The 15970-nt window shown below is 75.9% G+C and carries 12 protein-coding genes and 1 pseudogene; 7 read left to right on the top strand and 6 right to left on the bottom strand.

All coding sequences use genetic code 11. The features are described 5' to 3' along the window. Positions 1 to 62: 62 nt before the first annotated feature. Entirely contained in the window at positions 63 to 1352 is a 1290-nt protein-coding gene (gene manA, locus ACFU5J_RS16680) for a mannose-6-phosphate isomerase, class I (protein ID WP_430579471.1), read from the bottom strand. Between the two features lie 180 nt (positions 1353 to 1532). On the opposite strand from manA, the pseudogene ACFU5J_RS16675 reads away from it, so the two are divergent. From ACFU5J_RS16675 to ACFU5J_RS16665, 3 genes and pseudogenes are all read left to right on the top strand, one after another. Then, a pseudogene (locus tag ACFU5J_RS16675) lies at positions 1533 to 2672 on the top strand (cytidylyltransferase domain-containing protein); the annotation flags it as partial. 171 nt (positions 2673 to 2843) lie between these two features. Further along, positions 2844 to 3701 (top strand): N-acetylneuraminate synthase family protein, encoded by an 858-nt coding sequence (locus ACFU5J_RS16670; protein ID WP_430579481.1) that lies wholly within the window; start codon positions 2844 to 2846, stop codon positions 3699 to 3701. 12 nt (positions 3702 to 3713) lie between these two features. Further along, a complete protein-coding gene (locus ACFU5J_RS16665; RefSeq protein WP_430579470.1) occupies positions 3714 to 4808 on the top strand; it encodes a glycosyltransferase family 2 protein in 1095 nt (364 codons plus the stop codon). A 111-nt stretch (positions 4809 to 4919) separates the two neighbouring features. On the opposite strand, the gene ACFU5J_RS16660 is transcribed toward ACFU5J_RS16665, so the two are convergent. Continuing rightward, positions 4920 to 6197: a DUF6716 putative glycosyltransferase gene (locus ACFU5J_RS16660; RefSeq protein ID WP_430579469.1), complete on the bottom strand. Its 1278-nt coding sequence runs from the start codon at positions 6195 to 6197 to the stop codon at positions 4920 to 4922. After that, on the bottom strand, positions 6194 to 7258 hold the full coding sequence (locus ACFU5J_RS16655; RefSeq protein ID WP_430579468.1) for a hypothetical protein: 1065 nt from the start codon (positions 7256 to 7258) through the stop codon (positions 6194 to 6196). The genes ACFU5J_RS16660 and ACFU5J_RS16655 overlap by 4 nt, the downstream gene beginning before the upstream one ends. Positions 7259 to 7397: 139 nt before the next feature. Here ACFU5J_RS16655 and ACFU5J_RS16650 point away from each other — a divergent pair, with 139 nt between their 5' ends. Next, entirely contained in the window at positions 7398 to 8849 is a 1452-nt protein-coding gene (locus tag ACFU5J_RS16650; protein ID WP_430577156.1) for a glycosyltransferase, read from the top strand. A gap of 22 nt (positions 8850 to 8871) precedes the next feature. Continuing rightward, positions 8872 to 10146 carry a CDP-glycerol glycerophosphotransferase family protein gene (locus ACFU5J_RS16645; RefSeq protein WP_430579467.1) on the top strand — a complete coding sequence of 425 codons (1275 nt, stop codon included), beginning with the start codon at positions 8872 to 8874 and terminating at the stop codon, positions 10144 to 10146. A gap of 6 nt (positions 10147 to 10152) precedes the next feature. On the opposite strand, the gene ACFU5J_RS16640 is transcribed toward ACFU5J_RS16645, so the two are convergent. After that, positions 10153 to 11424, bottom strand: a complete 1272-nt coding sequence (locus tag ACFU5J_RS16640) for a CDP-glycerol glycerophosphotransferase family protein (protein WP_430579466.1) — start codon at positions 11422 to 11424, stop codon at positions 10153 to 10155. 282 nt (positions 11425 to 11706) lie between these two features. Between ACFU5J_RS16640 and ACFU5J_RS16635 the strand changes: the two genes are divergently transcribed. Both ACFU5J_RS16635 and ACFU5J_RS16630 read left to right on the top strand, forming a co-directional pair. Next, a complete protein-coding gene (locus ACFU5J_RS16635; RefSeq protein ID WP_430579465.1) occupies positions 11707 to 12615 on the top strand; it encodes an ABC transporter permease in 909 nt (302 codons plus the stop codon). Beyond that, positions 12608 to 13564 (top strand): ABC transporter ATP-binding protein, encoded by a 957-nt coding sequence (locus tag ACFU5J_RS16630; RefSeq protein WP_430579464.1) that lies wholly within the window; start codon positions 12608 to 12610, stop codon positions 13562 to 13564. Before ACFU5J_RS16635 ends, ACFU5J_RS16630 begins: the two co-directional genes overlap by 8 nt. Before the next feature lie 76 nt (positions 13565 to 13640). On the opposite strand, the gene cysC is transcribed toward ACFU5J_RS16630, so the two are convergent. Then, the gene (cysC, locus tag ACFU5J_RS16625) at positions 13641 to 14885 is read right to left on the bottom strand and encodes an adenylyl-sulfate kinase (RefSeq protein ID WP_430579463.1); all 1245 of its coding nucleotides are present in this window, start codon (positions 14883 to 14885) and stop codon (positions 13641 to 13643) included. Then, on the bottom strand, positions 14882 to 15856 hold the full coding sequence (locus ACFU5J_RS16620) for a sulfite exporter TauE/SafE family protein (RefSeq protein ID WP_430579462.1): 975 nt from the start codon (positions 15854 to 15856) through the stop codon (positions 14882 to 14884). The genes cysC and ACFU5J_RS16620 overlap by 4 nt, the downstream gene beginning before the upstream one ends. Between the last annotated feature and the right edge of the window lie 114 nt (positions 15857 to 15970).

Raw genomic sequence — 15970 nt, 5'->3', positions numbered from 1 at the left:
CCCGGTGCCCGGGGCAAACCCGGCGTGTCGCCGTCGCAGTCCGGCAGTGGGCCGTGGGCGGGTCAGGGCACCCAGGCGCACACGACGTGCGCGGCGCCGTCGACGGTGAGCGGCCCGGCGGAGTCGGGCACGAAGCACGACTCGCCGCGGCGCAGCCGCAGCTCGCCGGAGCCGGTGAGGACCGTCGCGTCGCCGTCGAGGGCGAGGACGACGCGGGGGCCGTCGGCGGCGAGCGCCACCGGCTCGCCGGGCACGACGTCGGCGAAGGTCAGCGCGAACTCCTCGACGGGGGCGCGGTAGGTGACCACGACGCTCTCGCCGCCGGACACCAGCGTGGCGGGGCGCGCCGGCGGGCGCGGGGCGAACGACGCGCACTCGAGCAGGGCGGAGGCGTCGACGTGCTTCGTCGTGAGCCCGGCGCGCAGCACGTTGTCCGACGCGGCCATGACCTCGACACCGAAGCCGCTGAGGTAGGCGTGCACCTCGCCGGCGGGCACGTACATCGCCTCGCCGGGCTCCAGCGTGACGCGGTTGAGGAGCAGGGAGACGAGGGCGCCGGGGTCACCGGGGTGCTGCTCGGCGAGGTCGAGCACGGTGGCGTCGGCGCGCGCGGTCGGGCCCGAGCCGCCGGTGGCCCGGTGCCGGCGCGCGACGGACCCCACGGCCGCGGCGACGTCCGCGGCGCACGACGGCGAGCGCCGCGCGGCCACGAGTGCCTCGGTGGCGGAGCGCACGCCGGCGGTGGACGGCCGCTCGGCGAGCGCGGCGCGCACGGCGTCCACGAGGACGCCGTCGAGCCCGTCCAGCAGGCCGGCCACCGAGCGGGGGCTGCGGAAGCCGGCGAGGGCCTCGAACGGGCTGAGCGCCACGATCATCTCGGGCTTGTGCTGGTCGTCGTGGAACGACCTGCGCGGGTGCCCGGCGGGCAGGCCGTCGCGGGTCTCGCGGTGGTAGCCCGCGCGGGCGAGGTGCGGGCGGGGGTGCACCTGCAGCGACAGGGCCCGGTCGGCCGCGAGCACCTTGAGCAGGAACGGCAGGCGTGGCCCGAACCGGTCGGCGACGCGGCGGCCGAGGGCGTCGTGGGGCTCGGCGCCGACCAGGTCGTCGAGGCGCCGCCCTGCGCCGCCCTGCGCGCGGACCCGGGACGGCGCTGCGGGGTGCGCGCCGAGCCACAGCTCGGCCGCGGGCGTCCCGTCGGGCTCGCGTCCCAGCAGGTCGGGGATGCGCGTGGGCGATCCCCAGTCGTACGCCCGCACCGGGTTGTCGAGGGGCAGCAGGGGCAGGCCGCCGGCCCGCGGTGCGCGGGCGGCGGGGGTGGCACGCAGCGTCGTGCGGGCGGTCAGGGCGTCCATGAGACCTCCTCGGACAGGGGACTTCTCCCGATGACTTCTCCCATGAAAGGGCACGGAGAAAGGCCGGCGAACCATTCCCGCACACGCTCCGGAAATGTTCACCTGACGGCATCCTGATGTTCGGCGACAGTTGGCCGGAAAGGGTCGGTCGCGCCTTGTCGCGCTCTTAGTGTCGGCGCCATGAACGACATCCACCCGGGGTCAGACCCCGACCGAGGTGCGCTCGTCGTGATCCCCGCCCGGGGCGGCTCGGCCGGCATCCCGCTGAAGAACCTGCAGCGGGTGGGCGGCACGACGCTCGTCGCCAGGGCGGTCCGCTCGGCGCTCGCGGCGCCCTCGGTGTCCGCCGTGGTGGTCTCCACCGACCACGACGAGATCGCCCGCGAGGCGACGACGCACGGGGCGCGGGTCGTCCGGCGCCCCGCCGACATCGCGGGCGCCACGGCCAGCTCCGAGTCCGCCGTCGTGCACGCGCTCGACGCCCTGCGCGCCGAGGGGGCCGACCCGGCCGTCACGGTGCTGCTGCAGGCGACGTCGCCGTTCGTCGACCCGGCCGACCTGGACGCCGCGGTGCGCCGGGTGGCCGACGGCGCGCACGACGTCGTGGTCGCGGTGGCACCCACGCACGACTTCCAGTGGCGGCTCGACGACGACGGCCCGGCGCCCGTGGGCCACGGCACCGACCACCGCCCACGCCGGCAGGACCGCGCTCCGCACTTCCGCGAGACCGGCGCGTTCTACGCGATGCGCACGGCCGGGCTGCGCGAGGCGGGCAGCCGCTTCTTCGGGTCGGTGGGCCTGCAGCCGGTGGCGGCCGAGTGGTCGCTGGAGATCGACGAGCCCCGCGACCTGTGGCTGGCCCGCACGCTGCTGGACCAGCCGGGCGCCGCGCCCGCGGGCTCGCCGGCCGACGCGCCGATCGACGTCGACGCCCTGGTGACCGACTTCGACGGCGTGCACACCGACGACGCCGCCTACGTGGCCCAGGACGGCACGGAGACCGTGCGCGTGCACCGCGGGGACGGCATGGGCGTCGCGCGCCTCAAGCGCGCCGGCGTCCCCCTGCTGATCCTGTCCACCGAGACCAACCCGGTGGTGGCGGCCCGCGCCCGCAAGCTCGGCGTCGACGTGCTGCACGGCGTCGACGACAAGGCCACCGCGCTGCGCGACTGGTGCGCGGTCAACCGCCTCGACCCGGGCCGGGTCGCGTACGTCGGCAACGACGTCAACGACCTGCCCGCCCTCGCCGTCGTCGGCTGGCCCGTGGCCGTGGCCGACGCCCACCCCGAGGTCGCCGCCGCCGCGCGCGTCGTCCTCGACCGTGCGGGCGGCCACGGCGCCGTCCGCGAGGTCTGCGAGCGGATCCTCGCAGCCCGTCCCGACGCGACCGCGCGTCGTAGCCCTGAGCTCCACGATCGGAAGGACACCCCCGTGACCAGCACCGCCAGCACGACCCCCGCCGCCGAGCGTCCCGCGGAGCCCGTCGTCCGCGTGGGCGACCACGAGGTCGGCGCCGGCCAGCCGGTGTACGTCATCGGCGAGATCGGCATCAACCACAACGGCGACGTCGAGATCGCCAAGCAGCTGATCGACGTCGCGGCGGCCGCCGGCTGCCAGGCCGTGAAGTTCCAGAAGCGCACGCCGGAGATCAGCACCCCGAAGGACCAGCGGGACAAGATCCGGCAGACGCCGTGGGGCGAGATGACGTACCTCGAGTACAAGTACCGCGTCGAGTTCGAGCACGACCAGTACACCGAGGTGGACCAGTACGCGAAGTCGCGCGGCATCCAGTGGTTCGCGTCGCCGTGGGACGTGCCGTCGGTCGCCTTCCTCGAGGAGTTCGGCGTCCCGACGCACAAGATCGCGTCGGCGTCCGTCACCGACCACGAGCTGCTCCGGGCGCTGGCCGACACGGGCAAGCCGCTCATCCTGTCGACCGGCATGTCGACGCTCGAGCAGATCGACTCCGCCGTGGAGATCCTCGGTACCGACGGGCTCGTCATCCTGCACGCCACCTCGACGTACCCGCTGCCGGCGGAGGAGGCGAACCTGCGCACGATCACGACGCTGCAGGAGCGCTACGGCGTGCCGGTCGGCTACTCCGGCCACGAGACGGGCCTGCAGATCTCGCTCGCCGCGGTGGCGCTGGGCGCCGTCGCCGTCGAGCGGCACATCACGCTGGACCGGGCGATGTGGGGCTCGGACCACGCCGCGTCGCTGGAGCCGAAGGGCCTCGCGAACCTGGTGCGCGACGTCCGCATCCTCGAGCAGGCGATGGGCGACGGCACCAAGCGCGTCATGCCGGGCGAGCTCGCGCCGATGTCGCGCCTGCGCCGCGTCGACGCCTGACCGACGCGACCGGTGGAGAAGCTCGACCGGGCGGCGGCCCCCGTTCATCGGCCGGGCGGCGGGCCGTCCGCCCTGCGGTGGACGGAGGCGCCGCCCGGCGTCGCCGTCGTCGCGTGCGTGCGCGACGAGGAGGCCTACCTGGCCGAGGCGGTCGCGTCCGTCCTCGTCCAGGACTACTGCGGCCCGCTGCGGCTGGTGCTCGCCGTCGGGCCGTCCCACGACGCGACGGCACAGGTCGCGGCGGAGCTCGCCGCGGCCGACCCGCGCGTCGTGGTCGTGGACAACCCGACGGGCTCACGCTCCGTCGGGCTCAACCTCGCGACCGAGCACGCGGCCGGCGACGACCAGGTGCTGCTGCGCGTCGACGGGCACACCGTGCTTCCGGCCGACTACGTGACCCGCGCGGTCGCGACGCTCGAGCACACCGGCGCCGTGGGGGTCGGCGGGCTGATGCACCCCGTCGGGACGTCGACCCTGCAGCGGGCGGCCGCGCGCGCGATGAGCCACCCGGCGGGCATCGGCGCGGCGTCGTTCCACGTCGGCGGCGAGGCGGGCCCGTCCGAGACGGTGTACCTGGGGGCGTTCCGGCGCTCGGCGGTCGAGGCCGTCGGCGGGTACGACCCGTCCCTGGTGCGCGCGGAGGACTGGGAGCTGTGCCTGCGGCTGCGCCGCGCGGGCGGGCTGCTGTGGTTCGACCCCGCGCTGCAGGTCACCTACCGCCCGCGGCGCACGCTGCGCGCGGTGGCCAAGCAGTTCTGGCGCACCGGCATGTGGCGCCGCGAGGTGATCCGTCGCGACCCGTCCACGGCGAGCGTGCGCTACCTCGCGCCGCCCGCCCTCGTGCTCGGGCTCGTCGCGTCCGCGCTGCTCGTGGCCGGGGGCGCGCTCGCCGCGCTGCCGGCGGTCGTCGCGCTCGGCGCGGCCCTGCCCGCGGCCTACGTGGTGGGCGTCGTCGCCGCGTGCGCGCACGCCACCGGCCGCCGCCCGCGGCTGGGCCTGCGCGAGGCCGTGGTGCTGCCCGCCGTCGTCGTGACGATGCACCTGGCGTGGGGCGCGGGCTTCGTGCGCGGCCTCACCGCCCGCGCGGTGGCCGACCACCGCGCGTAGCGCCCCGCCCCGGGACGCCGAACAGGCAGTTGACACCGTGATCGGCCGGAATCCGGAGGGATTACGGTGTCAACTGCCTGTTCGGCGCCGTGGCGGGGCGGGCCGTGGGGGTCAGCGGGTGAGGGTCAGGCGCTGGGCGACGGCGACGGGCAGCGCGGAGCGCAGCACCGTGTACGCGTGCCGCGGCCACGACCACGGGCGCACCCGGACCGGTGGCAGGTCGCCGGCGCGGGCGCGGCGGGCCAGGTCGTGCACGGCGGCGGGCAGGCCCGACGGCGCGGCGTGCAGGTAGTGCTCGTCGCTCCACACGGGGTCGGGCGTGGGGCCGCCGGCGCGGAGCGTGGCGGCGACGTGGTCCAGGCGGCGCAGGCAGCCCGACGCCGCGAACGGCTCGTTGAGCTGCTCCGGGCCGACGCCGAAGTCGGCGAGGAACACCGTGGGCAGGCCGCGCGCGAGCGACTCCAGGCCCGCCGTCGAGCTGACGGTGAGCAGCGCCGTCCCCGGCGTGAGCTGGTCGGCCATGGGGCCGGTGGCGAAGGAGACGGCGCCGGCGGCGTGCCCGAGGCCCGCGTGCTCGGCGGCCCAGAGCGCGTCGAGGGGGTGGGCCTCGTTGTGGGTCTGGCGCTCGCCCGCGCGGGCGCGCAGCTTGACGACGACCTCCAGCCCCTCCGCCGCGAGGCCGGCGAGCCCGTCGAGCAGCGCGACGCGGTCGGCGCGGGTGGCGGGCACCTTGGCCTGCGCCGCGAGCACGACCCGTCGCACGGGGGCGGCGGGCGCGCGGCGCGGCGCGGCCTCGTCGAGGAACGGGAGCCGGGTGAGCACGAGGTCGGGCCGCGCGCCCTGGCGGGCGAACGCCTCGACGTACGGGGCGGCCTCCACGCGGGCGTGCACGAGGAACGCGTCGCACCAGCGGCGCCAGCCGGTGCCCTGCGGCGTGGCCGGCAGGGCCATGCCGGGCAGCCCGGCCAGCAGGGCGGGGCGGCGGCCGGCGGGCAGCGCCCGGACCACCTGCGCGGCCACGACCTCCGCCACCGGCCCGGTGGCGGCCACGAGCACGACGTCGGGCCGCGCGCGGCGCACCAGCCGGCGCAGCGCGCGCGGCCCCAGCACCGGCGGGCGCCCGACGCCCGTCCCGCTGACGGCCGCGGCCGACTGGCCCGCCGTCGGGGCGATGGGGGAGCGCACCACCACGGCGGAGAGGCGCAGACCGTCCGCACCGTCGCCGCCGGGGTCGTCGCGCAGGCGGGCCAAGGTCCAGACGCCCCACTTGAGGTAGGAGTCGGAGTCGGCGACGGCGAGCACGCGCGGCGCCCGGCGGTCGCCCGGCGGCGGGACGGCGGGCCCGCGGTCGCGGCGGTGGGTGCGGGGGAGCGGGCGGGCGAGCGTCATGCGCGCGACGCGACCGACGCCGGCCGGCCCGGGCGCAGCGGGCCCGCGGCCGTGCCCCGGGCGGACACGCCGGACGCGCCCGACGCGGCCGACTCCGCGGCCGCGCGGGTCGCCAGCGCGTGCGTGCGGCCGAGGTGGCGGCGCAGCTCGGGCGTGGCGCGGTCGGTCCACCAGGCGTCCGGCACGGCGTGCGGCGCCACGACGACGCCGCGGGGCGCGAGCAGGCGAGACAGGGTGACCGCCGACGTCGACGGCAGCATCACGGTGCGCTGCCCGGGCCGCAGGCCGCGCAGGCGGATCTCGACGGGGGCGCCGGGCTCGTCCACCGTGACGCCGGGCAGGCGCTCCAGCAGCGCGGCCACCAGGGGGTCGTGGCGGCGGTGCGGCACGTAGCGCACGGGGCCGTCGGCGGCGATCCCGCGCACCCACGCGGCGTACCGGTCGGCGTGCACGAGGCCGTCGGCCACCAGGGCCGACCCGACGACGACCGTCGCCTCGTCGGGGGCGTTGCGCTGCGGGCGCGAGCGCAGCCAGGCGAAGTCGTGCGGGCGCACGTCGACGCCGAGCCCCCGAAGCCCCACGAGCGCGTCGTCGTCGAGCGGGATCGTGGTGCACAGGGTGAGCCGCCCGGCGGCGACGACGCGGCGCAGCCGGCGCGCGGCGAGCGCCCCGAGGCCGTAGCGCAGCGGGTCGGGCGGCGCCGTGAGGCGCACGAGCGGGGAGCCGGTGAGCACCCGGCGCACCAGGTCGAGCGTCGCGAGCCCGTCGTCGACGACGACCAGGCGCTCCGGCGGGCGGGGCGCCCGCAGCAGCGCGGCCTGGAACGCCCCGGAGAACGGGTCGCCCACCACCACGGTGTCCTCGGGCAGGCGGCGCGGCGCCGGCGCGGGCTCCACGTCCAGCCCGGCGGGCAGGCCGAGGGCGCGCACGGCGTCGATCCCTGCGGTGAGGGCCGGGACGTCCGCACGGGCCAGCACGCGGGTGCGGGCTCCGGCGTGCCCGGCGGCGTGCGCCTCGACGGCGCAGAGCAGCTGGAGCGGGGACTCGACGAACGCGGTCACGCGGCCAGTCTCACCGCGGCGGGCGACGGGCGGGGGACGCGGGCGTGGCCGCGGGATGAACGTTGGGTGGTGGTCGCTTCCCCGGCCTGCCCCGGAGTGGTGACCGGCCGGGGAGGCCTCCGCTGCCTACGATGATCGCGTGCCGCCGTCGCGCCCCGGACACCCGACGACCCTGCTCCCCCCGGGGAGCCACGCCGCGGCGACGTGGACGATCCCGGCCGACTACGGCGGCATGACGTCGGCGCTCCTGCGGCGGTCGCGCGCGTTCGTGCAGGAGGCGGGCGTGCCCGTGCGGATCCTGACGTTCGCGCCCGACCTCGACCTCGACGCCGCGCGGGCGACGCTCGAGGACCGGGGCGAGCTGGTCCCGGGCATGACCCTGCACAACGTGTGGCACGACCTGTGCCTGCGCCCCGACGACGCCCTCGGCGTCCCGCGCAGGGCGGTCCGGGAGCCGCTGCCGACCGGGTCGCCGGGCGAGCGCGTGCGGACGGAGGGCGACGGCGACGAGGCGGCGCGCGTCCTGCACTTCCGGTCGGACGGCTCGCCGGCGGCCGTCGACGAGCGGTCGGGGCGGGGCCGCTCCGTGACGCTCTACGACCGCGCCGGCCGCCGCGGGCGACGCTGGGGCTCGGTCTGGGCCCTCTACCGGTCCTGGCTCGACGAGGTGCTGCCCGCGGGGCCCCGCTTCGTCGTGGTCGACAGCAAGTCGCTGGTCACCTTCTTCGCCGCCGCGGGCCGCGAGGACCTCCGCACCGTGCACGTGGTGCACGGCGCGCACCTGGCCGCGGGCGCCGTCGACGCGCACGGCCCGCTCACGGTGGCCCGCACGCCGCTCGTCGAGCACCTCGACGACCTCGACGCCGTGGTCTTCCTGACCGACGCGCAGCGCCGGGACGTGGTGGACCGGGTCGGCGACCGCGCGCACACCCACGTGGTGCCGAACAGCACCGACCTCCCGCACGGACCCCTGCCCGAGCACGCCGACCGGTACCGCGGCGCCGTCGTCGCGTCGCTGCACGCACGCAAGCGGGTGGGGCACGCGGTCGCCGCGACCGGGCGCGCCGCCCGCCGGGCCGGCCTCGGCCTGACGCTCGACGTGTACGGGGACGGGCCGATGCGCCCCCGGGTCGAGGCGCGCGCCGCGGCGGTGCCCGGCGTGACCCTGCACGGCTTCGTGCCGGGTGCCGCCGAGCGGCTGGCCGACGCGTCGTTCCTGCTGGTCACCAGCCGGTCGGAGGGCCTGCCCCTGGTCTTCGCGGAGGCGATGGCGCGCGGCTGCGTGCCCCTCGCCTACGACATCCGCTACGGGCCCTCGGACATCGTCACCGACGGCGTCGACGGCTTCCTCGTGCCCGACGGGGACATCGACGCGCTCGCGGCGGCGATCCAGCGGTTCGTCACGCTGGACGGCGAGGCCGTGCGGCGGATGCGCGAGGCCGCGGTCGCCACGGCCCAGGGCTACTCGGACGCCGCCGTCGTCGCGCGCTGGGCCGAGGTGCTGCACGACGTGGCCCGCCGGCCCCCGGCGGCCCGGGGGCCGCGGAGCCTGCGGCGCGTGGCCGGTATGCTGCGACGCGCCCCCCGCTGACCGACGACGTCTCTGGAGACCCATGCCTGCCACACCCCGGGGCGCCACGCTGCGGCGCCGGATCCGTTCTCTGGGGGGCAGGGTCGTCCGCCGGCTGGGGCTGCTGCCCGGTGGCATGCCGGACGGGCTCGGCGAGGACGAGGCGCTCCTCGGGACGTCGTGGCCCTACGAGGTGCTGGTCTACTTCGCGGACACCCCCGAGGCGCTCTACCAGATCGAGCAGTGGTACGACACGTTCCGCGCGCTGCACGCCGAGCACCCGCTGGTCGTCGTCACCCAGGACTCCCGCACGGCCCGCGCGATCCGCCACGACAGCGGCCTGGACGTGCGGACGGTCGCGCGCTACACGACGCTCGACGACGTCCTGGGCCGCTCGGCCACCAAGCTCGCGCTGTACGTGAACCACAACCCGGAGAACTTCACCTGCCTGCGGTTCGGGCAGCTGGTGCACGCGTCGCTCATGCACGGCGACAGCGACAAGCTGGTCACGGTGTCCAACCAGACCAAGGCGTACGACTTCTCCTTCGTCGCGGGGCAGGCCGCCGTCGAGCGGATGGCGCGGTTCAGCACCCTGTACGACGCGCACGCCCGCTGCGTGCCCGTGGGCCGCCCCCAGCTGGACGACCAGCTGAGCCTGCGTGCGCGGACCCCGCGCGGCCCGCTCCCCACGGTCCTGTACGCGCCCACGTGGGAGGGCGGGCAGCCGTCCGCCGAGTACGGGTCGGTCGCCACGCACGGGCCGGCGATCGTGCGGGCCCTCGTGGAGTCCGGTCGCTACCGGGTGCTCTACCGTCCGCACCCGCTCACCGGCGTCCGCGTCGCGGCGTACGGCGAGGCGGACAAGGCGATCCGCGAGTACCTCGCGGCCGCGCCGGCGCCCGCGGAGGGACCCGGGCACGGCACCGACACCCACGGCGACGTCGCGCCGGCCTTCGCCGCCGCCGACCTGCTGGTCTGCGACGTCTCCGGGGTCGCCATGGACTGGCTCGCCACGGGGGAGCCGATCGTCGTGACGCGCCCCGTGGGCGACGTGATCATCGCGTCCAGCCCGCTCCTGGAGCTGGCCCCGGAGCTGCCGGTGTCGGCGCTCGGCGACGTGGTGGCCACCGTGGACCGTGAGCTCACGGAGGACCCGACGCGTGCGCAGCGCCTCGCGCTGCGGGAGCACTACCTCGGCGACACGGCTCCGGGCGCCTCCACGCGCCGGTTCGTCGCCGCGTGCGAGCGCCTCATGGACGTCCGCGACCGCGAGGTCGCACGGATCAAGGCCGCGGAGCAGCCGCCGGCGCTGGGCTGACGGCGCTCACGCCGGGCCCTGCCCGGGGAGCGGGGCGACCAGCGCGTCGCGGCGGGCCACGCAGTCGTCGACGAACTCGAGGAACCGCCGGCTGCTCTCCCCGCGGGCGAGGCCGAAGTAGTGGTCGCGCAGGCGCGCCCGGTCGTCGTGGCGGGGGTCCGCGGCGAGGTTCTTGGCCAGCAGCCCCGCGAGGTCGCCGACCGTGTCGCCGTCGACGACGTCCACGGCTCCGGCGAGCGGTGCCTCGGCGACCAGCCGGGCGCGATCGGTGCGCCGGTCGGTGAGGACGAGGGGCGCGTCGGGCCGCAGGTAGAGGAAGTCGAGCCCGACCGCCGAGATGTCGGTGACGAGGAGGTCGGTGGCCCCGTACAGGCCGAGGACGTCGGACTTGAGCGGCCGCAGGTGCGGCGGGCCCGCGGCGGCGAGGAGACGGACGATCTCGGCGTGCGCGGTGGCGACCCCACGGTCCTCGGCGGTGAGCACCCGGGGGTGCGGCTTGTAGACGACGCGGACGTCGGGACGGTCGAGCAGCGCGCGCACCACCGCGACGCCGTACCGGTCCACGGAGGTGTAGTTGTTGGCGTCGTCCTCGCCGGACCAGGTCGGGGCGTAGAGCACGGTGCGCCGACCGGGCAGCGGGTCGAGCGTCGGGGCGACGTCGAGGTCGAGCTGGGGGCGCCCGCAGACGACGAGACGGTCGAGGTCGAAGTTGATGAGCGCGCGGCGGTGCCGCTCGACCGCCGCCCTGCCGGCGACGACGACGTGGTCGTAGGCCTTCGCCTGGTTCGAGACCATCGAGATCTTGTCGGACTCGCCGTGGTTGACGTGCACGTGCAGGGCCCGCTGGTAGATCAGCGATTGGAAGTTGCGCCAGCCGTTGTTGACGTAGACCACGACCTTGACGTCGATCTGCTCGTAGAGGCGGCGCAGGCCGTCGAGCTCGAGCGCGAAGAGCACGGGGAGGTCGGTGGCGGCCCGCAGCTGCTCGGTGAGGTCCCACTGGCGGGTGACGACGGCCAGCGGGTGCCGCTCGGCGACGCGCTCGAGCACGGGCAGCCACTGCCGCAGCTGATAGGCCTGCAGGGGCGTGTCGGCGAAGTAGGCGACGACGGGGTACGGCGGCAGGCCCTCGAGCGCGGGGGAGAGCTCGGGCGGCTCGTCCCCGGCGGCCCTGCTCACGGCTCGCTTGGCCCGGGCTCCCGCGCTCAGCAGGCCGCGGGCGAGGGCCCGGCGGACACGCTGCGGGAGGGCGGGCTGCGGGGCGCTGACGTGCGGCATCGGCGCGCCTTCCTGGAGGCGGGACCGGGGGAGCGCCCCGGCGATGCCCCGAGTATTCCAGAGTGCCCCGGGCCTGCTGCGGGTTCACGCCGGAGGAAGGTGGGGGTGCATCACGGCTGTACTATCGACGGGGCCTGTCAGCCGCAGGCCGTACCTAGAAGGCCGTACCTAGAAGACGGGTATGCAAGCTACGTGACCACCGACACCACCACGGGCGCCGCATCGGGTGACCGCGGGAAGCCGGGGCCGGGGCGAGACGCACTCCGCCCTCCGGATCCGATCGTGCCCGACACCACCTCGCAGGAGCGCCTCGCTCTCGCGGAGCAGTACGGGCTGCACGCCATGGGCGTGCGCCCGCCGCTCGGCCGGTACATCAAGGACGTCGCCTCCCGCTGGGCGTTCATCCGCGTGCTCGGCACCGCGACCGCCTACTCCAAGAACCAGAACAACTACCTCGGTCAGCTGTGGGCCGTCCTCAACCCGATCCTTAACGCGATCGTCTACGTGCTGATCTTCGGCATCCTGCTCGGTACGAGCAGGGGCGTCCTGAACTCGATCGCGTTCATCGTGATCGGGACGTTCCTGTACCGGTTCTTCGAGCAGTCGGTGCATGCCGGGTCGCGGTCGATCGCGCAGAAGTCGAACCTCATCCGGTCCCTGCACTTCCCGCGCGCCGTGCTGCCCATCGCCCAGGTGGTCTCCCTGCTGACGACGCTGGTCCCGGCGCTGCTGGTGATGTGCGCGATCGTGCTGCTCAGCGGGCTGCTGCCGAAGTACGAGATGGTGCACGTGACCTGGAGCTGGCTGCTGCTGCCGGCCATCATCGCGCTGCTGTGGATCTTCAACACGGGCGTCGCGTTCGTCGTGGCCCGGGCGGTGGCGATCACGCCGGACCTCGACAACATCATCGGCTTCGTGCTGCGGCTCGTGATGTACGCGTCGGGCGTCATCTTCCCGGTGATGCACTACGTGAAGGACCTCCCGGCGACGACGCAGGCGATCATCGGGCCGATCCTCGAGTATCAGCCCATCGCGGTGTACCTGTACGTGGCACGCTCCATCCTGACCCAGGAGCCGACCATCCCCCAGGACCCGGTGATGTGGGCCTGGGCCGCCGGGTGGGCGGTCGTGGCGTTCGCCGTCGGGTTCGTCGTGTTCTGGCGTGGAGAGGAGCGGTACGGCCGTGACTGAGTCCGATCTGCACCTCGACGTGGACCTCGACGAGGAGTTCGAGCCGGAGGACCTCGAGGGGCCCAAGCCGGTGGCGACCCTCGGCGACCCGGTCCTCGTCGTCGACGACCTGCACATCGTCTACCGCGTGTTCGGCGGCAAGGCGAAGCAGGTGGCCGCCAAGGGCGGCGCGACCGTGCGCGAGGCAGCAGCGCCCAAGCGCTCCTTCCTGCGGCGCCTTGTGAGCTCGACGTCGCAGCACGTGGGCGCCGTGAGCGAGGTGCACGCGGTGCGCGGCATCTCGTTCGTGGCGCGCCACGGCGAAGCCATCGGCATCGTCGGCATCAACGGGTCCGGCAAGAGCACCCTGCTGCGGGCGATCACCGGCCTGATCCCACCCCACTCCGGCTCCGTGCACGTCGCGGGCGACCCGGCGCTGCTCGGCGTCAACGCCGCCCTCATGCCGCAGCTGTCGGGCGAGCGGAACATCTGGATCGGCGGCCTCGCGCTCGGGCTGACGCCCAAGCAGGTCGAGGAGCGCTTCGACGAGGTGGTGGAGTTCGCCGACATCGGCGACTTCGTCTACATGCCGATGAAGACCTACTCGTCGGGCATGGGGGCGCGGCTGCGGTTCGCGATCTCGTCCGCCGCGACGCCGGACATCCTCATGATCGACGAGGCGCTGGCCACGGGCGACGCCGCGTTCAAGGCCCGCTCCAAGGCGCGCATCGACGAGGTGCGCAAGAACGCCGGCACGATCTTCCTGGTCAGCCACTCGGTCACCACGATCGAGGCGATGTGCACCCGCGTGCTGTGGGTGCACCAGGGCGAGCTCGTCATGGACGGGCCGACCGACGAGGTCCTCGAGCACTACCGGCAGTTCGTGCGCGCCCACCGCGCCGCGAACTCCTCCGGCCGGGCCGGCGGCGTCGGTCCGCGCGCGCGGCGCAAGAAGAAGCCGCAGGACTGACCTCCGCACGCGGCGAGCCCGCCGGGACCCAGGTCCCGGCGGGCTCGCTGCATGTCCGGGCCGGTCGGCCCCGCGCTCAGCCCAGGCGCTCGGCGAGCGCGGCGCGGACCCGAGCGACGGCGTCGGCGACGTCGACCCGGGACGTGTCGAGGACGAGGTCGGCGTCGGTGGGCTCCTCGTAGGGCGAGGAGATCCCGGTGAACTCGGGGATCTCGCCGCGGCGTGCCCGGGCGTAGAGGCCCTTGCGGTCGCGGGCCTCGCAGACCTCCAGGGGCGTGCTGACGTGCACCAGCAGGAACGTGCCTGCGGCCTCGGCCAGCGCGCGGACCCGGGCGCGGCCGGAGGCGAACGGCGCGATGGGGGCCGCCACGGCCACGCCGCCGTGGGACGACACGAGGGAGGCGACGTAGCCGATGCGCTCCACGTTCAGCTCGCGCGAGGCCTTGTCGAAGCCGAGCCCCTTGGACAGGTGGTGGCGCACCTCGTCCCCGTCGAGCAGCGTGGTGTGCAGGCCCTCGTCGTCGAGCTCGGCCGCGAGGGCGCGGGCCACGGTCGACTTGCCGGAGCCGGACAGCCCCGTGAAGAAGACGACGGCGCCGCGCCGGCGCGCGGTCCGCGCCGCGCGGGCCAGCTCGCCGGCGGCGGGTTCGGCGTAGAGCGCGCCGACCTCGTCGGACCAGAGCGCACCGAGCCGGTCGACGCGCGCGCGCTCGGCGGGCGAGCGGTGGTCGGCGAGCACCTCGGCGCGCGCGGCACCGTAGCGGGCGGCGACCTCGGGCCAGCGCAGCGCGTCGGGGGCGGTCGCCGGCCAGGGGACCACGACGACGTCGGCGGCGCGGCCGGTCGCGCGCACCCGCTCCGCCAGGTCGTGCGCGACGCGGACGAGGCCGGGCGCGCCCACGTGCCCCGCGGCGGGGGAGCGGCGGGACGCCGGCACCAGGACCAGCACGGCGTCGGCGCCGGCGGCCAGGCCCGGCAGGGCGGCGAGCTCGGACCGCGTGGGCGGCTCGGCGACGACGACGGCGAGGGAGCCCGCCGCGCCCGGGCGGACGTCCTCGGCGGTGCGGCGCAGGGCGGGGTCCCAGTGCGGGCCGGCGGCGCGGGCGAACGGCTTCACCGCGTGCGGCGCCGCTCCGTCCCCGACGACGGCGAGGGGCGTGTTCTCGGCGTCGGTGAGCGTCACGGGCCCGGCGGGGAGGCCCGCCGGCGGGGTCCACGCCGCGCCGCCGCCGAGGGCGAGCTCGAGCAGGTCCAGCTCGTCGGGGGCCAGGACGTGCGTGGCGGTGGGCAGGTCGGCGGGCACGGCGTCGGGCGTGGTCATGGTGAGGGGGTGGCGTCCTTCGGTGCGGGCTCGGGCTCGGGTTCGGGGGCCGGGACGGTCCCGAGGGGGAGGGGCCGCGGCGGGAGCTTCTTGAGGCGCTCGCGCACCACGACCCACAGCAGGTTGCCGACGACGAGGGCGCCGACGGCGGCCGCGACGACGACGCCCAGCGAGGCGCCCAGCAGCTTGAGGCCCGAGGCGAGCAGGAGGATCGCGAGCGCGCGGCGGATGATGCCGCCGGGCGCGCGGCTGGAGACGTGCGCGCCGAACCAGGCTCCGGGGATCGCGCCGATGAGCAGCGAGGTCGTGAGCCCGAGCTCGAAGTCCCCGTAGAGGATGTGGCCGAGGGACGCGGCGGCGACGAGCGGGACGGCCTGCACGAGGTCCGTGCCCACGAGCTGCGAGGCCTTGAGTGCGGGGTAGAGCAGCAGCAGCACCACGATGATGATCGACCCGGCACCCACCGAGGTGAGGCCCACCATGAGCCCGGCGACGGCGCCGAGGATCACGGTGGGGACCTTGCGCACGGCGACGTCCGGGCTGGTGGGCTCGGCGGGCCCCTCGCCGAGCGCCGTGCGGCGCTGGAGCATGCCGAGCACGGCGCGCACGACCAGGCCGGCGGAGGCGATCAGCAGGGCGACGCCGAGCACCTTCTTGAGGACCTCGTCGAAGCCGTCGCCGAAGGGCAGGTAGCGGATGAGGAGCGCGCCGGAGAAGGCCGCCGGTACGGAGCCGATGCAGAGCCAGAGGACGAGCTGCAAGTTCACGGTGCGTCGCCGCAGGTGCACGATCGCGCCGGCCGGCTTCATGAACAGGCTGGCCACGACGTCGGAGGACACGGCGGTGAGCGGGTCCACGCGGAACACGAAGATGAGCATCGGCGTCATGAGGGCGCCCCCGCCCATCCCGGTGAGGCCCACGACGAAGCCCACGACCAGGCCGCCGAGGACCAGCGGGAGATCGACGCTCAAAGGGGCACCATTCCTATCGGATACAACGAATTTCGCCGTCGCGAACGCTCCCGCGGGACTCCATTCCCGGAATGGTAGCCTCGGCCGCGGCCCCTTCGGGCCGCCGTCCCAGAG

The sequence above is a fragment of the Isoptericola sp. NPDC057559 genome (assembly GCF_042801555.1).
Lineage (GTDB): Bacteria > Actinomycetota > Actinomycetes > Actinomycetales > Cellulomonadaceae > Isoptericola.
This window is presented reverse-complemented; position numbering and strand designations above follow the sequence as displayed.